This window comes from Clostridium sp. AM33-3, assembly GCF_003480315.1.
In the GTDB taxonomy this organism is placed as follows: Bacteria; Bacillota; Clostridia; order Lachnospirales; family Lachnospiraceae; genus Brotaphodocola.
On sequence record NZ_QUIV01000004.1, the window covers coordinates 116,995 to 142,481 of the forward strand.

Consider the following 25,487-nt stretch of genomic DNA (forward strand, 5'->3'; position numbering starts at 1 on the left):
ATATCATAATAAATTGACAAACTAGACCTTATACGTTATTGGAGGAAATAAATACATGGCATCAATGGACCAAAGCAAGATCCGCAACTTCTGTATCATCGCCCATATCGACCACGGCAAATCTACTCTGGCTGACCGTATCATCGAGATGACCGGCCTTCTGACCAGCCGCGAGATGCAGGCACAGGTACTCGATAACATGGATCTGGAGCGGGAGCGTGGCATTACCATCAAGTCCCAGGCTGTCCGCACCGTCTACCATGCAAAAGACGGAGAAGAATATATTTTTAACCTGATCGATACTCCGGGTCATGTAGACTTTAACTACGAGGTGTCCCGAAGCCTGGCCGCCTGTGACGGCGCAATCCTTGTGGTGGATGCTGCACAGGGGATTGAGGCCCAGACCCTGGCAAATGTGTATCTGGCATTAGATCATGACCTGGATGTATTCCCGGTCATCAACAAGATTGATCTGCCAAGTGCGCGCCCAGACTGGGTTGCGGATGAAATCGAGGATGTGATCGGCATTGAGGCCCATGACGCGCCGCGCATTTCCGCAAAGACAGGACTGCATGTGGAAGATGTGCTGGAAGCAATCGTTCACAAGGTCCCGGCTCCGGTGGGAGACCCGGAGGCACCTCTGCAGGCCCTGATCTTCGACTCTCTGTACGACCCGTACAAGGGTGTTATCGTATTCTGCCGTATCAAAGAGGGAACCGTAAAGAAAGGTACGCTGGTGCGCATGATGGCAACAGGAGCACAGGAAGAGGTGGTTGAGGTTGGTTACTTCGGTGCAGGCCAGTTTATTCCGTGCGATGAGCTGAGTGCCGGCATGGTTGGCTACATCACAGCCAGCATCAAGAACGTGAAAGATACCCGCGTGGGTGATACCATCACTGACGCGAACCGTCCGTGCGCAGAGCCGCTTCCGGGCTACAAGAAGGTAACCTCCATGGTTTACTGCGGCCTGTACCCGGCAGATGGAGCAAAGTACAACGATCTGCGGGATGCTCTGGAAAAGCTGCAGTTAAATGATGCCTCCCTCTTCTTTGAGCCGGAGACCTCCATTGCCCTCGGTTTTGGCTTCCGCTGCGGATTCCTGGGTCTTCTGCATCTGGAAATCATTCAGGAGCGTCTGGAACGTGAGTACAACCTGGATCTGGTTACCACGGCTCCGGGTGTAGTATACCGTGTTCATAAGAAAAATGGTGAGATGATCGAGCTGACCAATCCGTCCAACCTGCCGGATCCAACCGAGATCGAGTACATGGAGGAGCCGATCGTCAGTGCGGAGATCATGGTTACCACCGAGTTTGTAGGCGCTATCATGACCCTGTGTCAGGAACGCCGCGGTATCTATCATGGCATGGAATACATTGAGGAGACGAGAGCGCTCTTAAAATACGATCTTCCTCTAAATGAGATCATTTACGATTTCTTTGATGCACTGAAGTCCCGCTCCAGGGGCTATGCGTCCTTTGATTATGACATGAAGGGCTATGAGACTTCTGAACTGGTGAAGCTGGATATTCTCATCAACAAGGAAGAGGTGGATGCCCTGTCCTTCATCGTGCATGCGGATTCTGCCTACGAGCGCGGCAGAAAGATGTGCGAGAAGTTAAAGGAGGAGATTCCGCGCCATCTGTTTGAGATCCCGATCCAGGCAGCGGTGGGCGGTAAGATCATTGCCCGCGAAACGGTTAAGGCAATGCGTAAGGATGTCCTGGCGAAGTGCTACGGCGGTGATATCTCCCGTAAGAAAAAGCTTCTGGAAAAACAGAAAGAAGGAAAGAAACGGATGCGTCAGGTGGGCAATGTAGAGATCCCGCAGAAGGCATTCATGAGTGTTCTGAAATTAGACGATGAATAAACGAGAACTGGAACTTTATATTCACATTCCCTTCTGTGCCCGCAAGTGTGCCTACTGTGATTTTTTGTCCTTTGCGGCGCCGGAGAGGGTGTATCGGGACTATATGGACAAGCTGATGGAAGAAATCTGCGGTCAGGGTCCGAATTTTCAGGAGTATCGTGTGTCCACGATCTTTGTGGGCGGCGGTACTCCGTCGCTGCTTCCGGCAGATCTGATCATGGAACTGTTTGCCACACTGCATGAGAACTTCGATATTTCTCTGGATGCAGAGATTACCATGGAGGCCAATCCCGGCACGCTTACCATGGAAAAGCTGGAGGTGTACCGTCAGAGCGGCGTAAACCGTTTAAGCATCGGTCTGCAGTCTGCGGACGATAAGGAACTGAAATATTTAGGCAGGATTCATTCCTACGACTCTTTTTTAAAGAGCTATCAGCGTGCAAGGCAGGCGGGATTTCAGAATATTAATATAGATCTGATGTCTGCCCTGCCGGGACAGGATGTGCATTCCTGGAAAAATACCTTAAAAAAGGTCATGATGCTGAGACCGGAACATATTTCCGCTTACAGCCTTATCATTGAAGAGGGGACCCTGTTTTATGAGCGCTTCGGCGAGCCGCAGGGAAGCTGCGCCTGTGGAGCACAGACGGCAGCAGAAGTAGCAGCCCGCGCGGCAGTCATGACGCTGCCGGATCTTCCGGATGAGGATACGGACCGGGAGATGTACCATCTGACCAGGGAGATGATGGCAGCGCACGGTTATGAGCGTTATGAAATTTCCAATTATGCGAAGAAAGGTTATGAATGCCGTCACAATACCGGCTACTGGACCGGTGTGGAGTATCTGGGGCTCGGTCTTGGCGCTTCCTCCTATACCTACGGCTACCGCTATCATAATACCGAAGACCTGCAGGAATATCTTTCTTTAAACCTCTATGAGGGCGGAGCCGCAGCACGTGACATAGAGGAACTTACTCTGGAAGACAAGATGGAAGAGTTTATGTTTGTGGGCCTTCGCATGATGAAGGGGGTATCCGGAAGTGAATTTCTGGACCGCTTCGGGCAGAATATGTGGAATGTATATGGTGATGCCTTAAAAAAACTGGAGAAGCAGGGACTCATTGAGGTGGAGGCGCCTGTGGTCCGGCTGACTGAGCTTGGAATCGATGTCAGCAATGTGGTCTTAAGTGAATTTTTGCTGGACCGATAACTGACGGTTTTTCTTAAGGATTTGTTTCCTTGTTCTTTCTGGACTCCTTTGCTATACTGTTTATAAATATAATGGTAAATAAAGGAATGCGGGAATGTGAAAACAACCCGTTTGGAAAGACATCCGGGAGGGACTGGAATGCTGATACGAAAGAATACAGATCAGGCGTCAGGAAAGCTGCGCCTGAGATTACAGCGGGCGGTGTGCCTGCTGGCGGTGTGTCTGCTGCTTGTACAGACTGGCATGCTTACTGTCCTGGCCGCACCGGTGGCATCGGTGATCCGATCCGATGAACTGCGGGGAGTATGGATCTCCTATCTGGACTGGGAAAAAATGCCGGCCGATCAGGAAGCCTTTAAGCGGGAGGTCGACAAGATGCTGGACCGCTGTGTGGAATTGAAGATGAATGCGGTATTCGTGCATGTACGCCCGGATGCGGATGCCATGTATCCGTCATCGTACTTTCCGTGGTCCCGTTTTGTGACGGGAACCCAGGGACATAACCCTGGCTATGATCCCTTTGCGATCTTTGTAAAGACAGCTCATAATAAAGGACTGCAGATTCATGCCTGGGTTAATCCGTACAGGGTGACCGGATATCACAATACCTGGGAGCAGGTTTCGGAGCAGAATCCGGCGAAAAAATGGCTGACGGATGGAAATCCGTCCAATGACCGCTGGGTGTTAAAGCAGAATGGCGCCTATTATTTCAACCCGGCCATTCCTCAGGTACGGGAACTCATCATCAATGGTGTGCGGGAGATTGCACAGAAATATACGGTAGACGGTATTCACTTTGATGATTATTTTTATCCTGAGGTGGATAACAGCAATGAAAGCCGTTGGTTTGATAAGCCGGAGTACGATGCCTCCGGCAGCAGCTTAAGCATAGCCCAGTGGAGAAGGGAAAATGTCAATGAGCTGATCCGCGGTGTTTACCGTGCAGTGAAGGAAGCGCGCCCGTCCGCACAGTTCGGAATCAGCCCGGAGGGCTATGTGGAGCATCTGCGCAGTGACAACCGCCTGTTTGCGGATGTTGACGTCTGGCTGTCCCATGACGGCTATGTGGATTACATCATGCCGCAGATTTACTGGGGCTTTGAACATCAGCTGTCTAACGGCAGCCCGGCACCGTTTGCCTTTGAAAACAATTTAAAGACCTGGATCAGCCTGGTGAAAAGGGGTCATGCAAAGCTATACATCGGACTGGCCATGTATAAGGCCGGAAGCAACGCAAGAGATAATACCGGAATTCCGGAGTGGAAACGATATGACGATATTATCAGCCGTCAGGTGGAAGCAGGGCGGGCAAGCGGTTCGGTATCCGGTTACTGCTTCTACGAATACAGTTCGTTCCAGGACGAAGCCTGCCAGAAGGAAGTGCGGAATCTGATGAAGGTATTTCGGTAAGAGCCGGAGCACAGCTCCGTTTTGCATGAACAAATAAAGCGTTTTCGGAACGCTCAGATCAAAGGAGAAGAGAGATGAAAAAGTTAGAGGAGTATGTTGTAAGCATTCCGGATTTTCCGGAGCCGGGAATCATTTTCCGCGATGTTACTTCTATCCTGCAGGATGCAGACGGACTGGCACTGGCCATAGACAGCATTCGTGAAATGGTAAAAGATCTGGATTACGATGTTGTGGTAGGACCGGAATCACGAGGATTTATCTTTGGTGTGCCGGTTGCCTACGCAGAGCACAAGAGCTTTGTACCGATTCGTAAGAAGGGCAAGCTGCCGCGTGAGACCATTACAGCAAAATATGATCTGGAATATGGCTCAGCTGAGATTGAAATCCACAAAGATGCCATCAAACCGGGACAGAAGGTTGTTGTGGTAGATGATCTCATCGCTACCGGCGGCACCACCGAGGCCATCATCAGCCTGATCGAGCAGCTGGGCGGTGAGGTCGTAAAGCTCTGTTTCGTGATGGAACTTGCAGGCTTAAAAGGCAGGGAGCGCCTTGCCGGATACAAGGTAGAGTCTGCAATCATTTACGAGGGCAAATAAAAATTGAGTTACAAAGCTGAATAAAGGTCCGGAAGTGAAAGAGACCGCCTTCCTCTATTTTCACATATCGTTGTTTGCTTGCTCTCGCTAACACGCGTTCGCCTGTGTCGGATTGACATCCGCCACATTCGGACGTGTGTGCTCAAGATGCAAACACCTGATATGCTGAAAATCCCGGAAAGCGATCTCATTCACTTCCTGCTGTATTGGCTTCGCTACAAAAAATAATAGCTACAGGCTATATTAACTCTGCCATAAAAAAACGCAGCCAGAACGCTACTATCGTATAAAAGCCAGATTACAGGCTTTCGTCAGCAACGTTCTGGCTGCGTTTATTATCGTAGAATAACCAATACAGCAGAAGGTTCGGTCAGACTATACAGAATCAGCAGATGCGTTGGAATTTTCTTCATGCGCGAGCATAGCGCCAGACCGGAGACCCTTGTCTGAGTGCGCAAAGCGCACGAGTTTGGGGCGCAGGTCTGGCAATAGGCGGCGGAGCGAATGAAGTACAAAATTTCACAGCATCTGCTGATTCTGTATAGTCTGACCGAACCTTCGGACCTTATGTGGTTACGTCTCAATATTGCAATATTCGCTCTTGTGGCAGTTCTGGAAATGCAGTATAATTATATTAATTGTGCCATATTTTACGGCATAAAACTAACGTGAGGTGAAATGATGTTAATATGGGTCTTCACTGCGGCGGCAGTGCTCTGCCTGGTGTATTACGGTGTCATTGTGCTGTACGCGGGCTTTGGTACTTCCTTTGCTGTGTTATGGCTTCTGATCGGCGGATTTTTCGGAGCTACGGCTGCCGGGATCCACTTTTACCAGAAATATCCGGAGCGCATGCCGCTCTGGCTCCCTGTATCCTTTGTGACCTTATGCGCCTCCGGCCTGATGATCATTCTGGTGACACAGATCCTGATCTTTGGGCGTATTCCGGCCACGGCAGAGCCATCTCTGGATTACGTGATCGTACTGGGGGCCAAGGTGAAGCCAGATGGAAGCTTAAGCAAAACATTAAAGCTCCGTCTAAATAAGGCGCTGGAGTATGCAGAGGAGAATCCGGAAACCATGTTGGTGCTCTCTGGTGCGAAGGGAGATGCAGAGCCGTGTTCCGAGGCAGAGGCCATGGAGGCTTATCTCCTGGGACAGGGGGCGGCTGCAGATCATCTGCTGAAGGAGGAACAGTCCTTCAGCACGGTGGAGAATCTTGCCTACAGCAGGGTGATGATTGAAAAAAGAGAAGCGCTGCTTAACAGAAAGCCGGTTCCGGCACGTCAGCCGCGTATCGGCATCATTACCAGCAACTTTCACCTGTGCCGGGCAGGCATGATCGCGAAAAAGCAGAATTACGGTACGGTCTATGGCATTGCATCGGAGGCCGACAAAGTGCTGCTGCCGCATTTCTCCCTTCGTGACGGCATTGCCTTATTAAAAGACCGCCTGATGGGAAACCTGTAATCTATAAAATATAGAAAAACAAGACAGAATAAAAGACAGACAAAGTTACCGTTCATGCCGAAAATATCAAACGGTAACCGGAAAGGAAAATACGCATGAGTCAGCTGGAAGCAATCAAAAAACTGGATGCCTACCGCGTGGTAGAGCATAAAATGATCGAGGAGATGCAGTCGGAAGGCATTGTGCTGGAGCATATGAAGACAAAAGCCAGACTGTTTCTGGTATCCAATGATGACGAGAACAAGGTATTCTGTATCGGATTCCGCACGCCGCCGGACAATGACTGCGGACTGCCGCACATTCTGGAGCACAGCGTGCTCTGCGGCTCCGATAAGTTCCCGTTAAAGGATCCGTTTGTAGAGCTGGTAAAGGGGTCATTAAATACCTTCTTAAATGCCATGACCTATCCGGATAAGACTGTGTACCCGGTGGCAAGCTGCAACGATAAGGACTTCCATAACCTCATAGATGTCTATATGGATGCTGTGCTGCATCCGAATATCTATAAGGAAGAGAAAATTTTCCGCCAGGAAGGCTGGCATTATGAGCTGGAGAGCAAGGATGCGCCACTCATCTACAACGGTGTTGTATACAATGAGATGAAGGGCGCGTATTCTTCTCCGGAGAGTATTCTGGATAGCGTGACCCAGAAAACCTTATTCCCGGATACCTGCTACGGCAAAGATTCCGGCGGTGACCCGGTATATATCCCGGAGTTGAGCTATGAGAAATTCCTGGATTTCCACAAAACCTATTATCATCCGTCCAACAGCTATATTTATCTGTACGGCAACATGGATATGGCTGAGAAGCTGACCTGGCTGGATGAGGAATATTTAAGCCACTATGAGGAGCGCCAGGTAGATTCCCGAATCCGGGAGCAGAAGGCATTTGAAGCTCCGGTAGAGCGCGAATTTTCTTACTCCATTACAGAGGGGGAATCCGAGGAGGACGCAACCTATCTTTCCATCAACACGGTTGTCGGTGATGACCTGGATCCGAAACTGTATGTGGCATTCCAGATCCTGGAGTATACTCTGCTGGATGCACCGGGGGCGCCGCTGAAGCAGGCCCTGATCGATGCAGGTATAGGCAAGGACATTCTGGGCGGTTATGAGAGCGGCATTCTTCAGCCGTATTTTTCCGTAATTGCCAAGGATGCCAATAAGGAACAGAAGGGCGAATTCCTGGCTATTGTGAAGGGAACCCTGCGCAAGCTGGCAGATCAGGGTATCAACCGTAAGAGCCTGCTGGCCGGCATGAACTATTTTGAGTTTAAGTACCGCGAGGCAGATTACGGTTCTGCACCAAAGGGCCTGATGTACGGCCTTCAGTGCCTGGACAGCTGGTTATACGACGGAGATCCAATGACTCATCTCTGCTATCAGGAAACCTTTGATTTCCTGAAGAAAGAGGTGGAGAATGGATATTTTGAACAGCTCATCAGAGATTACCTGTTGGACAATCCGTTTGAGGCTGTGATCGTGGTGGCACCGGAGAAGAACCTGACAGCCAAAGAAGATGAAAAGCTTGCAAAAAAGCTGGCAGACTATAAAGCCTCCCTGTCCGAGGAGCAGCTGGAGGAGCTGGTCGCTGCAACGGGAGAGCTGAAGGAGTATCAGGATACTCCTTCCACTCCGGAGATTCTGGCAAAGATCCCGCTCTTAAAACGGGAAGACATAGATAAGAAAGCAGAGACCTTCTGCTGGACGGAAAAGGAAGAGGCTGGTATCAAGGTGCTGCATCACAACTTCTTCACCGCCGGGATCGGCTATCTGAAGGTACTGTTTAACACGGAAGTGCTGCCGCCTGAGGACCTTCCGTATGCAGGTCTTTTAAAATCCATTCTGGGTTCCGTGAGCACAGAGCATTACAGCTATTCAGATCTGACCAGTGAGATTCACTTAAACAGCGGAGGTGTGGATTTCTCTGTGACCTCTTATGCAAACCTGGAGAAGCCGGAGCAGTTTACCGGAGCCTTTGTGGCAAGCATCCGTGTGCTTTATGACAAGCTGGACTTTGGCTTTACCATGCTGGAGGAGATCTTGAACCATTCGGTATTTACGGATGAGAAGCGTCTGGGCGAGGTGATTCAGGAAACCCGCTCCCGCGCGAAGATGAAGCTGGAGAATGCGGGACATAGCACCGCAGTATCCCGTGCAACCTCTTATTTCTCTGCAACTGCTTACTACAACGAACTGACCGGCGGTACCGCATATTATCATTTCCTGGAACAGCTGGAGAAGGATTACGCTGCAAAGAAGGGGGAGATCATAGCCAGACTGCAGGAGGTAAGTAAAAAGCTCTTTACCCGCGCCAACATGCTGGTGAACTACACTGCAGATGACAAGGGCTATGAGAAGCTTCCTGAGACCTTAAAGCTTCTGGCAGATCAGCTGCCGCAGGGGAATGGTGAGAAGTATGCTTTCACCCATCCGGTTAAGAATTTAAATGAGGGCTTAAAGACCTCTGCACAGGTAGATTATGTGGCACGCTGCGGAAACTTCCGCGATGCCGGACTGCAGTATACCGGAGCATTAAAGATCCTGCAGGTGATCTTAAGCTATGATTATCTGTGGCTGAATATCCGTGTGAAGGGCGGTGCATACGGCTGCATGAGTGGTTTTGGACGCTCCGGAGAGGGCTATCTGGTGTCTTACCGTGACCCGAACCTGAAGGAGACCAATGAGATCTACGAGGGCATCCCTGCATATCTGGAAGCCTTCGACCCGGATGAGCGCGATATGACCAAGTATGTCATCGGAACCATCAGCAACCTGGATGCTCCACTGACCCCGTCTGTGAAGGGCAGCAGAGGCCTGTCTGCATACCTGTCCGGCGTGACCGAAGAAATGATGCAGACAGAGCGTGACCAGATCTTAGGCGCCACCAAGGAAGACATCCGTGCGCTGGCTGCCCAGGTACGGGCAGTCCTTGCCACCGGAAGCCTCTGCGTGGTGGGCAATGAGGAGAAGATTGAGGCCAACCGCGGTATGTTTGGCGAGATTTTAAACCTTACAAGAGGATAAGCATTTCGAAAGGATAAGTTATGGCAAAAAAACCGGAAGCTACCAATTTTGATAAACTGCTGGAGGAACTGAACGGGGCAAAGAAGGCCGGTGCAGATGGCACAGTCGAGGCCGCTCCGGTTCAGAAAAAGTCCGGCTTTGTTACCCTGATCGGACGGCCGAATGTGGGCAAATCCACGCTGATGAACCATCTCATCGGCCAGAAGATCGCCATCACGTCTGATAAGCCGCAGACCACCAGAAATCGTATCCAGACCGTATACACGGATGAACGCGGCCAGATCATTTTCCTGGACACTCCGGGCATCCACAAGGCGAAAAACAAGCTGGGCGAATATATGGTAAATGTGGCTGAGCATACCTTGAAAGAGGTAGACCTGATCCTGTGGCTGGTGGAGCCGAGTACCTTTATCGGCGCAGGTGAGCGCCATATTGCTGAACAGCTTCAGGGCATCAAGACACCAATCATCCTGGTCATCAACAAGACCGACACAGTGAAGAATCAGGAGGACATCCTGACTTTCATCAATGCCTACAAGGATATCTGCAATTTTGCGGAGATCGTTCCGGTGTCTGCGCTGCGGGACAAGAATACCGACAGGCTCTTAGAGCAGTTGTTCAAGTATTTGCCCTACGGTCCGCAGTTTTACGATGAGGATACCGTCACCGACCAGCCGATGCGCCAGATCGCGGCCGAGCTGATCCGTGAGAAGGCCCTGCGCATGTTAGATGAAGAAATTCCCCATGGCATTGCAGTTACCATCGAAAAGATGAGTGAGCGGCCAAATGGCATTATGGATGTAGAAGCGACGATCATCTGTGAGCGGGATTCCCATAAGGGCATCATCATAGGAAAGGGCGGCGCCATGTTAAAACGCATTGGCTCTGCGGCCAGAAGAGAGCTGGAGGATATGCTGGAGACAAAGGTGAACCTGCAGATCTGGGTTAAGGTGCGCAGAGAGTGGCGTGACAGTGAGCTGCTGATGAAGAATTACGGATACAATCCGAAAGAATAGGCAAAAAAGAATTGAGAAAGAAAGGCAGCAAACAGCAGTGAGAGAATCTGTGAATCTGACAGGCATAGTCTTAAAGGCATCGCCGGTGGGAGACAACGACCGGCGCCTGGTGATCTTAACCCGTGAGCGGGGGAAGATCACGGCATTTGCCAGGGGAGCCAAGCGGCCCGGAAGCCAGCTGATGGGCGTGACCAGACCCTTTGTGTTTGGAACGTTTAAGCTGTATGAGGGCCGGGATGCCTACAACCTGCAGGGGGCCGATGTGCTCAACTATTTTGCCGAGATCCCGCTGGATATGGAAGCGGCCTGCTACGGCTCGTATTTCCTGGAGTTTGCAGATTACTACGGACGGGAGAATCTGGAGGCCACAGAGCAGCTTCTGCTTTTGTACCAGTCTCTGCGGGCCCTGTTAAAGCCGGCTCTGCCGGATCCGCTGGTGCAGGCTGTATTTGAGCTTCGCAGCATGGCCATCAACGGAGATTATACAGAACATCCGCCGCGCCCGGTCAGTGATTCCGCAAATTATGCCTGGGAGTACATTATTGCTTCTCCGCTGGAATCTTTGTATACCTTTACACTGGCACCGGAGGTGCTGGAAGAGCTGAAACACTGCGTGGAACTGAATAAGCGCCGCTTTATTGACCGGGAGTTTCATTCTCTGGATATCCTGCGCATGATGGAGCAGACCGTGGCACGGACATCAGGCGCGAAGTGCTGAATGCGGTCATGGTCTGTAGGACAAAAAGCCGGGAAAAAATAAGGTGTTGAAAAACCTTCCATGAACAGGTATAATCCTAGATAGTCCTGCAATGCGGGATACCGGCCCTGTTTGCGTGTGCCAGGACACATTTTATTTTGTAAAATGGACAGAGATGTAACTGTTCAGTAGGTCTGCGCATTTATTGCGCTGACCGTAAGAAAACATAGGCTGGCAGGCAAAAATCCCATTGCCGCAGGCAATTTTTCATGGATTTTTGCTCGTGACTGTGAAGGTACTGAACAGTTACACAGAGACAAACAAGGTCCGGGGAAGATGAGGAGCGTTATGAAAAAGAAAATCGCAGTTTTGACTGCATCCGTACTGCTTGCCGCAGTCTGGACCGCAGGCTGTTTTAAGTCTTCGGGGAATACCTGGGACGGTTCCGAGAACAGCATTTACGTGGCGGATGACTTAAGCGTGCAGAGCGCCATGGTCTATACGTCTGAAAAGGATAATGAACTGTACAGCGCCGATGGCCTGGCAGAGTTTGTCAGAGAGCAGATCGCTTCTTATAATGAAGAGCAGGGCGCGGCGGCCGAGTCAGAGAATACCGATGGCTCTGCGAAGCTTCCGGCAGCGCTTGTAAGCAGCAGCCTGGAAGGAAAGACCGGAAAGCTGGTATTCGCGTACGGCACACCGGAGGACTTTGTAAGGTTTTCCGAAGAAAACGGGGATGATACTCACACGGTGACTTCCCTTCAGGTTCTGGATACGGAAGAAACCAGGCTTCCGGATATGGGCTACAAAACACCTGCCGGAAAAGATGCGGATATCCGGAAGGCTGCAGCAAAAGACAGCCATATGGTACTTACCGAAGGCTCCGCAAAGGTTTATACGGAGGGAAAAATCCTCTATGTGACCGATGGAGTGGAAGTGACAAGTGATTATTCAGCAGTGACCCCAGAGGGAACCGGCTGTATTATATTCAAATAAAAAGAGAGGTTATCGATGATGGAAAAGACAATGGAGAAAATTGTGGCGCTGGCAAAAACCAGAGGATTCGTTTATCCGGGCTCTGAGATTTACGGCGGCCTGGCAAACACCTGGGATTACGGCAACCTTGGCGTAGAGCTGAAAAACAACGTAAAGAAAGCATGGTGGCAGAAATTCGTGCAGGAGAGCCCATACAATGTAGGTGTGGACTGCGCAATCCTCATGAACTCCCAGACCTGGGTAGCTTCCGGACATCTGGGCGGTTTCTCTGATCCGCTGATGGACTGTAAGGCCTGCAAGGAGCGTTTCCGTGCAGACAAACTGATCGAGGACTATATGTCTGAGAACGGTATTACCATCGAGGGCAGCGTAGACGCATGGTCCCAGGAAGAAATGAAAAAATACATCGATGACAACAACATCTGCTGCCCAAGCTGCGGCAAGCATGATTTCACCGATATCCGTCAGTTCAACCTGATGTTCAAGACCTTCCAGGGCGTAACCGAGGATGCAAAGAACACCGTATACTTAAGACCGGAGACGGCACAGGGTATTTTTGTAAACTTCAAGAATGTACAGCGTACATCCAGAAAGAAAGTTCCGTTCGGTATCGGCCAGATCGGTAAGTCCTTCCGTAACGAGATCACCCCGGGCAACTTCACCTTCCGTACCCGTGAATTTGAGCAGATGGAGCTGGAGTTCTTCTGCAAGCCGGGTACTGATCTGGAATGGTTCCAGTACTGGAGAGGTTTCTGCCGTGACTGGCTGCTGGCTCTGGGCTTGAAGGAAGATGAGATCCGTCTCCGCGACCATTCTCCGGAGGAACTGTGCTTCTACAGTAAGGGTACTACCGATATCGAGTTCCTCTTCCCGTTCGGATGGGGTGAGCTGTGGGGCATCGCAGACAGAACAGACTACGACTTAACCCAGCATCAGAACACCTCCGGAGAGGATATGACCTACTTCGATGATGAGGCAAAGGAAAAATACATTCCGTATGTTATCGAGCCGTCCCTGGGTGCTGACCGTGTTACCCTGGCATTCCTGTGCGCAGCATACGATGAGGAAGAAATCGGAGAGGGTGATGTGCGTACCGTGCTTCACTTCCATCCGGCTATCGCACCGGTTAAGATCGGTATCCTTCCGCTGTCCAAGAAGTTGAATGAGGGCGCAGAGAAGGTTTACGCAGAGCTGTCTAAGTACTACAACTGTGAGTTTGATGACAGAGGCAACATTGGTAAGAGATACAGAAGACAGGATGAAATTGGTACTCCGTTCTGCATTACTTACGACTTCGATTCCGAGGAAGATCATGCAGTGACCGTCCGCGACCGTGATACCATGGAGCAGGTTCGCGTTCCGATCGCTGAGTTAAAGCAGTATTTTGAGGACAAGTTCCGCTTCTAAAATGAAGGAAAATAAATTACAAACCGTAGGCGCAGTCGCCGGGTACATCCTCTCAGGGGGAAAGAACACACGCATGGAGGGACAGAAAAAACTGTTCCTCCGCTATGGCGGTGAAACCTTCTGTCAGAGAATTTTGCATGCCTGTGACTGTCTGCCTGCGGTTTATTTGTCTGTAGATAAAAAAGACCCCTATCAAGAAGCCGGTCTGCCCATGGTAGAGGACCGGTGGAGGGAAATCGGACCGATCGGAGGAATTGCCTCCGGACTGGTCTCCTGCAAAGAAGACGCACTTCTGGTGATGGCCTGTGACATGCCCATGATCGATCCGGAATCGGTGCAGCAGCTGCTTGATACATACCGTGAAAATACTTCCGTCATCCTTGTGGCGGAACAGAACGGACGAATTCATCCGTTATTCGGAATCTATCCGAAGCATGTACTTCCTGTGGCCATGCAGATGATCCGGGAGGGTGATTACCGCATGATGCATCTGTTAGAACGGGCCGGCTACCGAACGCTGGAGCTTGGAAAACACAGTCGGGCATTGGAAAATATTAACAGTACCGTGGATTACCGGACTCTGGAAACAGGACCGCGTCCGTTTGTTTTTGCTGTCAGCGGCTGGAAAAACAGCGGAAAAACCACGATGATCACCCGGCTTGTGCCGGAGCTGGTGAGGCGCGGATACAAGGTGGCAGTTATTAAGCATGATGGCCATGATTTTGAGAGTGATGTGCCGGGAACGGACAGCTACCGTCATCAGAAGGCAGGGGCTTACGGTACGGCAGTATTTTCCGATCACAGGTTTCTGATCACGAAGGAATACCAGGGGATTACAGAACGGGAGCTGTTTGCTGCATTTCCGGAAGCAGATATTATTCTGATCGAAGGCATGAAGAACAGTCCGTATCCGAAATATTTCTGCCGATATCCGGAGCAGCCACTGATTTCGGCAGAAAAACTGGCAGATGAAATCGAAAAAAGGATGAGCTTATATTAAAATAACATAGGATAACACAAAGTACTTGATAAAATTCGCAATAAGATATACTATATTAATACAAGTATACAGGTGTCAGAGAAAAATCCACGTTTTACGTGGATTTTTCATTAGAACACAAGGAACAGGAGAACAGCATGGCCCGTATTGCAATTGAAGATGCACAGAAACTTGTTTTTCAGGAAGGGATTCCAGTGGAGACAGAATACTGCCCGGTGTCGGAATGTGCCGGCCGGGTCCTGGCAGAAGACTTGACATCTGCCATTCCGCAGCCGCCTTTTGCCCGTTCGGCAATGGACGGATATGCGCTCAGGGAAGCGGATATTAAAGGTGCATGTCAGGAACAGCCGGTTATTTTAAAGGTGATCTATAAGACCTGTGCAGGAGATCCTCCGGGCCGCAGGCTTCTCCCGGGGGAATGTGTCCGCATCATGACCGGTGCGGTGCTTCCGGAGGGCGCTGACTGCGTGATACGTCAGGAGGATACGGACGAAGGTGAGAGCCGGGTCCGCATCTATTCCCGCGGGCGGGCACAGCAAAACTGCTGTGCGGCCGGTGAAGATTTCAAGCCGGGAGATATTCTGGCAAGAGCCGGAGATCGCATGGATGCCTATATAGCGGCGGCTGCGGTTGCAGCCGGAAGGACAGAGCTTCTGGTAAGAAGAAGGCTGCGGGCTGCCATTGTAACAACTGGTGAGGAACTGGCTGAAGCAGGCTCTGCTTTGCTGCCAGGAAAAATCTATAATTCCAATCTGACATATCTCCAGGTGCGTCTGGTGCAGGAGGGCTGTGAGGTGGTATATTGTCGCAGGACAGGAGACGAGCGCAGCGTCATTGCCGCTGCTGTCAGAGAAGCGGTAAAAACGGCAGATTTTGTCGTTACGACCGGAGGCGTTTCGGTGGGACAGAAGGATCAGCTGCCTTATGTTATGGAGGAGCTTGGCGCGCGTATACTTTTTCGCGGGATCAGTCTGAAGCCCGGAATGCCGAGCATGGGGGCTGTACTTGAAAAAACGCCGGTTCTCTGTCTTTCCGGGAATCCGTATTCGGCCTTTGCCGTGTTTGAGCTTCTGATCCGTCCGTTAAAAGCAGGTTTTCTGGGATGTACGGAATATCATTATACGCGTGTACAGACCATAGCTGCCTCCGGCTTTTCCAAACCAAGCAAAACACGCCGTCTCCTTCGTGGCTGTTATGACGGAAGAAGCGTATCCCTGTCTGGAAAACAGCAGAACGGTCAGCTCACCGGCGGAATCGGATGTAACTGTCTTGTGGATATTCCGGCAGACAGCGAAGCGGTACAAAGCGGAGATGTGGTGGAAATCATTTTGACGGGACAGCAGTAACAGGATCGACCAGTATATCCAGAAATAGAAGCACAGCCGGAATATGCGGATTCGTCAAAATATGCAAAATATATATTCGTATATACGAACTGCTATCGCATATGTGAAAATAACGAAGAATCGACAAAGTTTTACGAGTTTTTGCTAAAAAATATACAAAAAACACACACAAAAACCTTTACTCCTGGAAAAAATATGGTATACTTATACCAGACCGTCGAAGGATTCTTTTTTGTGCAAAAACTATACAAGACGGAGCAAAAGCGTAGACGTGAGTCTGCATAAGTTGAGGAGGAATAAACCAATGGCTAAAAAGTGGGTGTACTTATTTACAGAGGGTGACGCTACCATGAGAAATCTTCTCGGTGGTAAAGGCGCAAACCTGGCTGAGATGACAAATATCGGTCTTCCGGTACCGCAGGGCTTCACCATTACAACAGAGGCCTGCACACAGTACTATGAGGATGGCCGCGAGATCAATGACGAGATCCAGGGCCAGATCAACGAGTATATCGTAAAGATGGAAGAGATTACCGGAAAGAAATTCGGCGATCTTGAAAACCCGCTTCTTGTTTCTGTACGTTCCGGCGCACGCGCTTCCATGCCTGGTATGATGGACACCATCTTAAATTTGGGCTTAAACGAGGAAGTAGTAAACGTAATTGCTGAGAAATCCGGCAATGCTCGTTGGGCTTGGGACTGCTACAGAAGATTCATTCAGATGTATTCCGACGTCGTAATGGAAGTCGGCAAGAAATATTTTGAGGCTCTCATCGACCAGATGAAAGAGAAAAAAGGCGTTAAGCTTGACGTTGAGCTGGACGCAGATGATTTAAAAGAGCTGGCTAACCAGTTCAAGGCTGAGTACAAGAATAAGATCGGCGCAGACTTCCCGGATGATCCGAAGGAGCAGTTAATGGGCGCTATCAAAGCTGTGTTCCGTTCCTGGGACAACCCGCGTGCAAACGTTTACCGTCGTGACAACGATATCCCGTATTCCTGGGGTACTGCTGTAAACGTACAGTCCATGGCATTTGGTAACATGGGTGATGACTGCGGTACCGGTGTTGCATTTACCCGTGACCCGGCAACCGGCGCAAAGGGACTGTTCGGTGAGTTCTTAACCAACGCACAGGGCGAGGACGTAGTAGCTGGTGTCCGCACTCCGATGCACATCCAGGAGATGGCAGAGAAGTTCCCGCAGGCTTACGCTGATTTCGAAAAGGTATGTAAGACTCTGGAGGATCACTACAGAGACATGCAGGATATGGAGTTTACCGTAGAGCATGGAAAGCTTTACATGCTGCAGACCCGTAACGGCAAGAGAACTGCTCAGGCAGCATTAAAGATTGCCTGTGACCTGGTAGATGAGGGCATGAGAACTCCGGAAGAGGCAGTCGCTATGATCGACCCGCGTAACCTGGATTCCTTACTGCATCCGACCTTCGACCAGAAAGCATTAAAGGCAGCTACCCCGATCGCAAAGGCTCTGGGCGCGGCTCCTGGCGCAGCCTGTGGTAAGATCGTATTCACTGCAGATGACGCAGTAGAGTGGGCAGAGAGAGGCGAGAAGGTAGTTCTGGTCCGTCTTGAGACTTCACCGGAGGATATCACCGGAATGAAAGCTTCCCAGGGTATCCTGACTGTTCGTGGTGGTATGACCTCTCATGCAGCAGTTGTTGCACGTGGCATGGGCGCATGCTGTGTATCCGGCTGCGGCGATATCATCATGGATGAAGAAAATAAGAAATTTACCTTACATGGCAAAGAGTACCATGAGGGCGACGTTATCTCCTTCGATGGTTCTACCGGCTGTGTATATGATGGAGCAATCCCGACTGTAGAGGCAACCATTGCAGGTGAGTTCGGACGTATCATGGCCTGGGCTGATGAGTACAGAACCATGTCCGTACGCACCAACGCAGATACCCCGCACGATGCACAGAAGGCTCGTGAGCTTGGCGCAGAAGGAATTGGCCTTTGCCGTACCGAGCATATGTTCTTCGAGGGCGACCGTATCGAGGCATTCCGTGAGATGATCTGCTCCGATACCGTAGAAGAAAGAGAAGAAGCTCTGGAGAAGATCCTTCCGTTACAGCAGGGCGATTTCGAGCAGCTCTATGAGGCTATGGAGGGCAACCCTGTAACCATCCGTTTCCTGGATCCGCCGTTACATGAGTTCGTTCCGACTGAGGAAGCTGACATTGAGAAGCTGGCTAAGGCAAAAGGTAAGACCGTTGCAGAGATTAAGGCAATCTGCGAGTCCCTGCATGAGTTCAACCCGATGATGGGTCATCGTGGCTGCCGTCTGGCTGTTACCTACCCGGAGATCGCTGTGATGCAGACCAAGGCTGTGATCCGTGCAGCAATCAAAGTGAAAGCTGCTCATCCGGATTGGAATATCGTTCCGGAGATCATGATCCCGCTTATTGGCGACGTTAAAGAGTTAAAATACTGCAAGAAGACCGTTGTTGAGACTGCTGACGCAGAAATCGCAGCAGCAGCATCTGATCTGAAGTACCATGTAGGTACCATGATCGAGATCCCGAGAGCAGCCCTGACTGCAGACGAGATCGCAAAAGAGGCTGACTTCTTCTGCTTCGGTACCAACGATCTGACCCAGATGACTTTTGGCTTCTCCCGTGATGATGCAGGCAAGTTCTTAGGTGCATACTACGATGCTAAGATCTACGAGAACGATCCGTTTGCAAAACTGGATCAGACCGGTGTCGGCAAGCTGATGGAGATGGCTATTAAGCTTGGCAAGTCCGCTAACCCGGATTTGCACATCGGTATCTGTGGCGAGCACGGCGGAGATCCGTCTTCCGTAGAGTTCTGCAACAAGATCGGTCTGGATTATGTATCCTGCTCACCGTATCGTGTGCCGATCGCAAGACTGGCAGCAGCACAGGCTGCAATTGCCCAGAAATAATAATTTGTAATTTAACAGCATAATGTTTCAGAGACCGCATTTGTTCCTCAATGCGGTCTCTTTTTGCGTAACTGCGTTATTCCTAGTGGAAATCAGAAATGAATTGTGCTACACTGCATATATACTGTTACTTGCGAAGACAGCAGATACAAATAATAAAATCAATCAGAGGGAAAAGAATGACAACAAAAGAGTGTTATGAGAAAATCGGATCCAATTATGAGAGCATATTAGGCAGATTTGGTAGCGAGGCGCTGGTGAAGCGCTTTGCACTGAAGTTTTTAAAAGATCCAAGCTACGCAGAATTAAGTGAGGCGCTGGAGGCACGTGACGCAGAACGTGCATTTCGTGCGGCTCATACGTTAAAGGGAGTTTGTCTGAATCTGGGGTTTGACCGCCTGTATGAGATCAGTGCGGCCATGACGGAAGACCTTCGCGGCAGGGATATCAATGGCGGAGACCGCTTATTTTCGGAACTTACCACATGCTACGAGCAGTTAACAGACGTAATCCGGCAGCTGGAAGCGGAGGCATGAGCTGCATATGAATTCACCTTATAAAATGACGGGGCAGCAGGCAGAGGAGCGGATGCAGCTGTACCGGAAAATCTTTACGGTTGTACGTCTCCTGGATGCCGGAGACCTTCGTTTGTCTGGAAGCAATGAAGACAAAGAATACCAGACCGGCAAAATGGAACATTGCAGCTGCTATGAGTATTGGAAGAAGAACGAACCCTGTGAAAACTGTATTTCCAGAAAGGTCTATCAGGACCGGAAACAGCGGACCAAGCTGGAGTATAAAGGAAATGAACTGTTTGAGGTGACAGCCTGTTTTGTGGAAGTAGATGGAAAGCCTTGTGTGATGGAGCTGGTACGCCGTATGGATGGAGAGCTTCTGATCGATGCGGAAGGCCGGGAGAAACTTCTGAACCGTCTTACCAGCTATCACGACGAGCTCTATATCGATGCGCTGACGGGAGCTTATAACCGCCGTTATTACGAGGACAAGATCAAGACTTCTGTCCAGAAGGGTGGCATCGCCATGATCGATCTGGATGATTTCAAGCTCTATAACGATACCTGCGGCCATGATGCCGGTGATGCAGTTCTCAAAACGATAGTGCTGATAATCCGCAGCTGCATCCGTGATGCGGATTCTCTGATCCGCTATGGTGGAGATGAATTCCTTCTTCTGATGCCGGACATCAGCCGCGAGGAGTTTGAGGAATTCCTTCAGAGGATAAAACAGAAAATCCATGAGTCAGAGGTTCCGGGCTATACGCAGCTGAATCTTTCTGTCAGTACAGGCGGTGTTCTGATGGACGGAACAGAAACGGTAGAGGATGCGGCTGTCCGGGCAGATAAGCTCATGTACCGGGCAAAGAACCGGAAAAATATGGTAGTCACAGCCGGAAGCAGGGAAGAGACTCAGCAGCAAGGCCAGGCCGAAGAAGTGCAGAACAATATCAAGCAGCAGATCCTTATCGTAGATGATTCCGCGCTGAACCGGGAGATTCTTTCGGAGATGCTGCATTCAGATTTTCGTATTCTGGAGGCGGAGAACGGAGAACAGAGCATATCTGTGCTGGAACAGTACGGAACCGGGATTGCACTGATCCTGCTGGATATCGTGATGCCGGGAATGAATGGATTTGAGGTGCTGGAATATATGACCAGGAACCACTGGATCGAGGAGGTGCCGGTCATCATGATTTCCAGTGAAAATTCAGAATCTTACATTCGGAAAGCCTATGAGCTTGGCGTATCCGACTATATCAGTAGGCCCTTTGATGCCAAGGTGGTATTTCAACGTGTTTTTAACACCATTAAGCTGTATGCAAAGCAGCGCCGCCTGATCAGGCTGGTTACCAGCCAGATTTATGAGAAAGAGAAGAATAACCGCATCATGGTAGCCATCTTAAGCCAGATCGTGGAGTTCCGTAACGGGGAGAGCGGACTTCACGTTTCCCACATCAACCAGCTGACAAATCTGCTTCTGGAACGCCTGGTGCAGAAAACGAAACAGTATCATTTCTCCAGGGCAGACAGAGAGCTCATCGCAACGGCGTCTGCGCTTCATGATATCGGAAAGATCGGTATTGATGAAAAGATTCTGAACAAGCAGGGAAAACTGACAGCAGAAGAATTTGAGATCATGAAGACCCACACGCTGATAGGAGCTACCATGCTGAAGCATATGACGGTCTATCAGAATGAAGCCATTGTAAAGATCGCGTGCCAGATCTGCCGCTGGCACCATGAACGCTATGACGGAATGGGTTACCCGGATGGACTAAAAGGTGAAGAAATTCCAATCGTAGCCCAGGTGGTTTCGATCGTCGATGTGTACGATGCGCTGGTGAGCCCTCGTGTATACAAAAACGCGTATTCGCACGACGTGGCTATGCGCATGATCCTGGATGGAGAATGCGGCGTGTTTAATCCGCTGCTGCTGGAATGCCTGGAGGAGATCCAGGATAAGATCCATGTTTATTATACTCCTCCGCATGGAGCGACACGGGATTAGCGGTGAAGGTATAGAGACGGGGGATAGAGACAGTGATCCCGTCATTTACAATTTCTTTGCGTTATGTTATAATTTTTTGTTGCGACTCGTTGACTATATTATTGAAAATGAAGGGGAACTACAAATGGAAAAGAAAAAGAAGTTTCAGATGCCGCATACGTACATCATCATTTTTGGTGTAATTCTGTTTGCAGCAATCCTGACCATGTTTATCCCGCTGGGTAAATATGAGACAAAAGAAATCACCTACACCATGAACGGAGAGGAAAAGACCAGAACCGTTCTGGATCCGGACAGCTTTGAGTATGTTCTGGATGAGAATGGAAACAGGGTGACAAAAGTTGCGCCGATCTTCGGTACGGAAGACTTTGGCGGTCAGGGTATTTTAAATTATGTATTTGAGGGTCTGACAACCGGAAATAAAAATGGCACCGCAGTCGGTATCATTGCGTTTATCCTGGTTGTTGGCGGATCATTCGGTATCGTGCTGAGAACCGGCGCGGTGGAGGGCGGTATCATGCGCGTCATCAGCATGACAAACGGCAAGGAAATCTTTCTGGTGCCGATTCTCACCGTACTGTTTTCCCTGGGCGGTGCTGTGTTCGGCATGGGAGAGGAAGCCATTCCGTTCGTTATGATCCTGGTACCAATGTTCATTGCCATGGGGTATGATGCGGTAGTTGGCATCATGTGCAGCTATGTGGCTACCCAGATTGGATTTGGTACCTCCTGGCAGAACCCGTTCGGCCTGGCAGTGGCCCAGGGTATTGCCGGAATCCCGGTTATGTCAGGCGCATGGTTCCGTATCCCGTTATGGATCATCTTCACTGCACTTACCTGTGTGTTCACCATGCGTTACGCGGCAAAGGTGAAAAAAAATCCGAAGCTCTCCGTTGCATATGAGTCTGATCAGGAATACCGAGAGGACTTTGAGAAGAACGGCAAGGCAGATATTCCGTTTACATTTGGACATAAGCTGGTGCTTCTGACCATCCTGATCTGCATGATCTGGACCATCTGGGGCGTAGTAACCCAGGGCTACTACATTCCGGAGATCGCTTCCCAGTTCTTTGTTATGGGTCTTGTTTCCGGTATCATCGGTCTGATCTTCCACTTAAACGGCATGCAGATCAACGACATTCCGCGGGCCTTTGACCATGGTGCGGCAGACCTTCTCGGTGCGGCCATGTGCGTAGGTATGGCACAGGGAATCATCATCATTCTGGGCGGTACCAGCGCGACTGACGGAACCGTACTGAATACCATTCTGTATACCATCAGCAATGGCATGAAGAACTTCCCGCCGGTGATCTCTGCATGGCTGATGTATGTGTTCCAGTCTGTCTTTAACTTCTTCGTGGTATCCGGTTCCGGCCAGGCAGCCCTGACGATGCCGATCATGGCTCCGCTGGCAGACCTGGTTGGGGTAGAACGGCAGGTGGCTGTTCTGGCATACCAGCTTGGTGACGCATTCACTAACTTTATTGTTCCGACCAGTGGATGCCTTCTCGGCGCGCTGGCAGCAGCAAAGCTGGAATGGGGACAGTGGGCAAAGTTCCAGATTAAGTTCCAGGGCTTCCTGTTTGTATTCGCATCTATTGCTGTAATTGTTGCCATGATGATCGGACTGTCCTAATCGGAAATGACAGGAGCTATTCGGCATGACAAATGATATGACCAGGGGAAATCCCGTACGTCTGATACTGGCCTTTATGATCCCGACGTTTCTCGGGAATATTTTCCAGCAGTTTTACAATCTGGTGGATTCTGTGGTGGCCGGCCGTTATATTGGTGTGGAAGCACTGGCGGCCATCGGAAGTACCACATCTTTGATTTTTCTGGTTACCGGATGGCTGCAGGGTATCACCAGCGGCTTTTCCATTATGGTAGCCCAGTGCTTTGGTGCAGGGGACTATAAACAGATGCGCCGTTACGTGGCAATGTCTGTCTATCTGTGTGTAGCTTTTGTGGTTGTAATGACGGCAGGACTCATGATATTCAACGTACCGGTCCTCCGGCTGATGAACACACCTGATGAGATTCTGACTCCAACTGCAGCTTATATGAGCATTATTTATGCAGGTCTGTGTGTGACAGCGGCCTACAATGCCTTTGCCGCTGTGCTGCGGGCACTGGGAGATGGCCGGTCACCACTTTATTTTCTGATCATTTCCGCCGTGATCAACGCGGGGTTGGATGTCCTTTTTATTGTCCGGTTCCACATGGGGGTGGAGGGATGTGCCTACGCGACCGTTATAGCTCAGGGAATCTCCGCGCTCCTGTGCCTTGGCTATATCGTCTGGAAATTTGATATCCTAAAGCTTCAGAAGGTTGATTTCCGGTTTGACTTTTCCATGAGCCGGAGGCTTCTTTCTATCGGTGTGCCAATGGGACTGCAGTTTTCCATTACCGCCATCGGAACCATCATTGTACAGAGTGCTATCAATGTGTTCGGAGCAGATTACATTGCGGGCTATGCAGCAGCGGGAAAGCTGCAAAATATGATCAATAGCATTTTCATTGCCTTTGGTGCCACCATCGCGACATTCGTGGGACAGAACCGCGGGGCAGGCAAAATGGACCGGGTGCATCAGGGCGTGAAGAATACGCAGATCATGATTCTGATCTCAGCAGCGGTATCGTTTCTGATCATTCATTTCTGCGCCAAAGAGCTCATGCTGATCTTTGTGGATGGTTCCCAGAAGCTGGTCATTGATGCGGCAGACCGGTATTTTATGGCTGTTTCCTGGGCTTATCCATTTCTTGGCAGCATTTTCCTCTACCGGAATGCGCTGCAGGGCATGGGCTATGGACTGGTGCCGATGCTGGGCGGTGTGTTTGAACTGCTGGCAAGAGGCGCGGTGGTTATGCTGGTATTACGTCTGGGCGGTGGATATGTGAGTACCTGCCTGTCAGATCCGGCAGCCTGGGTTTCTGCGCTGATTCCACTGATTCCGTATTATTTTTACAAAATGCGGAAATATTCTTCTTTACAGGAGAAAAAAACTGTGTTATAGTAGCACACAAAATAAAATACAGAAAGCAGAGTAGATCTGTGTGCGTTAAGTGCCAGCTGGACAGGGAGTTGCCGGCAGGACGAAGAAGCCGCCTGGTTTCGCGGTACACGGATCGCATCCCGCTGCGAAGAGGATATATTATCTCCTTTGTAGTTGAGAATTCTGCAAAGGAGGTAATTTTTTATGAAGAAATTTACAGCTTTGTTCAGGGATTCCATGGAAGAATTCAAGCATGTGAATACGGTCACAGTCATGGCCATGTTTGCAGCTATTTCGGTAGTACTGGGGTATTTTACCCTGGTGCTGGGAGACTATTTGAAGATTGGCTTTTCCACTATTGCGAATCAGTTTGTATACTACCTGTTCGGTCCTGTGGCAGGCGGTCTGTTCGGCGGAGCTCTTGATATTTTAAAATACATCATTCGCCCGACCGGAGCCTTTTTCCCTGGTTTCACCATCAGCGCCATGGTGGGCGGTGTTCTTTACGGCTGTTTTCTCTATAAGCGTCCGATCAGTTTTTGGCGGGTGCTGGCGGCAGAACTGACCGTATCCATCATCTGCAATATGCTTCTCGGAACCCTGTGGCTGAGCATGCTGTATGGAAAAGCATTTATGGCGCTTCTGCCGATGCGGGTATTCAAAAACATTATGATGTGGCCTGTCAATTCCATTCTGTTTTATACCATCGGAAAGACTCTCGAAGCATCCGGAGTATTCCGGCTGCTCAAAACCGTGGGACGGAAACGGGCTGCACTATAAAAATTTGCTTCATAAAACCAAATAAGGTCCGAAGTTCCGGGGCGGTCATACAGAACCGCAGACACTGAGTGGAATTTTGTACTTCGTGCGTTCCGCCGCCTATTGCCAGACCTGCGACCCAAACTCGTGCGCTTTGCGCACTCAGACAAGGGTCTCCGGTCTGGCGCTATGCTCGCGCACAAAGAAAATTCCAATGTGTCTGC

At 50.1% G+C, this 25,487-nt stretch carries 18 protein-coding genes and 1 riboswitch; all 18 genes read left to right on the top strand.

Going from position 1 to position 25,487, the window contains the following annotated elements; genetic code table 11:
• Positions 1-55: 55 nt before the first annotated feature.
• The 18 genes from lepA (at position 56) to DW819_RS03810 (ending at position 25,284) form a co-directional block, all read left to right on the top strand.
• Positions 56-1,870 (top strand): translation elongation factor 4, encoded by a 1,815-nt coding sequence (gene lepA / locus DW819_RS03725; RefSeq protein WP_118732129.1) that lies wholly within the window; start codon positions 56-58, stop codon positions 1,868-1,870.
• A complete protein-coding gene (gene hemW / locus DW819_RS03730) occupies positions 1,863-3,080 on the top strand; it encodes a radical SAM family heme chaperone HemW (protein ID WP_118732130.1) in 1,218 nt (405 codons plus the stop codon). Before lepA ends, hemW begins: the two co-directional genes overlap by 8 nt.
• 138 nt (positions 3,081-3,218) lie before the next feature.
• Positions 3,219-4,490, top strand: coding sequence for a family 10 glycosylhydrolase (locus DW819_RS03735; protein WP_118732131.1), 1,272 nt, complete (start codon positions 3,219-3,221; stop codon positions 4,488-4,490).
• A 74-nt stretch (positions 4,491-4,564) separates the two neighbouring features.
• A complete protein-coding gene (locus tag DW819_RS03740) occupies positions 4,565-5,089 on the top strand; it encodes an adenine phosphoribosyltransferase (RefSeq protein WP_118732132.1) in 525 nt (174 codons plus the stop codon).
• Between the two features lie 678 nt (positions 5,090-5,767).
• Complete coding sequence (locus DW819_RS03745) at positions 5,768-6,559, top strand: YdcF family protein (RefSeq protein ID WP_243025543.1); 792 nt, start codon at positions 5,768-5,770, stop codon at positions 6,557-6,559.
• Positions 6,560-6,654: 95 nt separating this feature from the next.
• Positions 6,655-9,588, top strand: coding sequence for an insulinase family protein (locus tag DW819_RS03750; protein ID WP_118732134.1), 2,934 nt, complete (start codon positions 6,655-6,657; stop codon positions 9,586-9,588).
• 20 nt (positions 9,589-9,608) lie between these two features.
• Entirely contained in the window at positions 9,609-10,604 is a 996-nt protein-coding gene (gene era, locus DW819_RS03755; protein ID WP_118732135.1) for a GTPase Era, read from the top strand.
• Positions 10,605-10,641: 37 nt separating this feature from the next.
• Complete coding sequence (recO, locus tag DW819_RS03760; protein WP_118732136.1) at positions 10,642-11,322, top strand: DNA repair protein RecO; 681 nt, start codon at positions 10,642-10,644, stop codon at positions 11,320-11,322.
• 327 nt (positions 11,323-11,649) lie between these two features.
• Positions 11,650-12,297 carry a hypothetical protein gene (locus DW819_RS03765; protein WP_118732137.1) on the top strand — a complete coding sequence of 216 codons (648 nt, stop codon included), beginning with the start codon at positions 11,650-11,652 and terminating at the stop codon, positions 12,295-12,297.
• 18 nt (positions 12,298-12,315) lie between these two features.
• Positions 12,316-13,704, top strand: coding sequence for a glycine--tRNA ligase (locus DW819_RS03770; protein WP_118732175.1), 1,389 nt, complete (start codon positions 12,316-12,318; stop codon positions 13,702-13,704).
• A 1-nt stretch (position 13,705) separates the two neighbouring features.
• Positions 13,706-14,704 carry a molybdopterin-guanine dinucleotide biosynthesis protein B gene (mobB, locus tag DW819_RS03775; RefSeq protein WP_118732138.1) on the top strand — a complete coding sequence of 333 codons (999 nt, stop codon included), beginning with the start codon at positions 13,706-13,708 and terminating at the stop codon, positions 14,702-14,704.
• Between the two features lie 137 nt (positions 14,705-14,841).
• Positions 14,842-16,050 (top strand): gephyrin-like molybdotransferase Glp, encoded by a 1,209-nt coding sequence (gene glp / locus DW819_RS03780; RefSeq protein WP_118732139.1) that lies wholly within the window; start codon positions 14,842-14,844, stop codon positions 16,048-16,050.
• A gap of 304 nt (positions 16,051-16,354) precedes the next feature.
• Positions 16,355-18,982 (top strand): pyruvate, phosphate dikinase, encoded by a 2,628-nt coding sequence (gene ppdK / locus DW819_RS03785; RefSeq protein ID WP_118732140.1) that lies wholly within the window; start codon positions 16,355-16,357, stop codon positions 18,980-18,982.
• Positions 18,983-19,161: 179 nt separating this feature from the next.
• Entirely contained in the window at positions 19,162-19,518 is a 357-nt protein-coding gene (locus tag DW819_RS03790) for an Hpt domain-containing protein (RefSeq protein WP_118732141.1), read from the top strand.
• A gap of 7 nt (positions 19,519-19,525) precedes the next feature.
• Positions 19,526-21,508: a diguanylate cyclase gene (locus DW819_RS03795; protein ID WP_118732142.1), complete on the top strand. Its 1,983-nt coding sequence runs from the start codon at positions 19,526-19,528 to the stop codon at positions 21,506-21,508.
• A gap of 124 nt (positions 21,509-21,632) precedes the next feature.
• The gene (yfcC, locus tag DW819_RS03800; protein ID WP_118732143.1) at positions 21,633-23,144 is read left to right on the top strand and encodes a putative basic amino acid antiporter YfcC; all 1,512 of its coding nucleotides are present in this window, start codon (positions 21,633-21,635) and stop codon (positions 23,142-23,144) included.
• A 25-nt stretch (positions 23,145-23,169) separates the two neighbouring features.
• Complete coding sequence (locus tag DW819_RS03805; protein ID WP_118732144.1) at positions 23,170-24,525, top strand: MATE family efflux transporter; 1,356 nt, start codon at positions 23,170-23,172, stop codon at positions 24,523-24,525.
• A 24-nt stretch (positions 24,526-24,549) separates the two neighbouring features.
• Positions 24,550-24,652: riboswitch (THF riboswitch) on the top strand.
• A gap of 56 nt (positions 24,653-24,708) precedes the next feature.
• Positions 24,709-25,284 (top strand): folate family ECF transporter S component, encoded by a 576-nt coding sequence (locus DW819_RS03810; RefSeq protein WP_118732145.1) that lies wholly within the window; start codon positions 24,709-24,711, stop codon positions 25,282-25,284.
• Positions 25,285-25,487 lie beyond the last annotated feature (203 nt).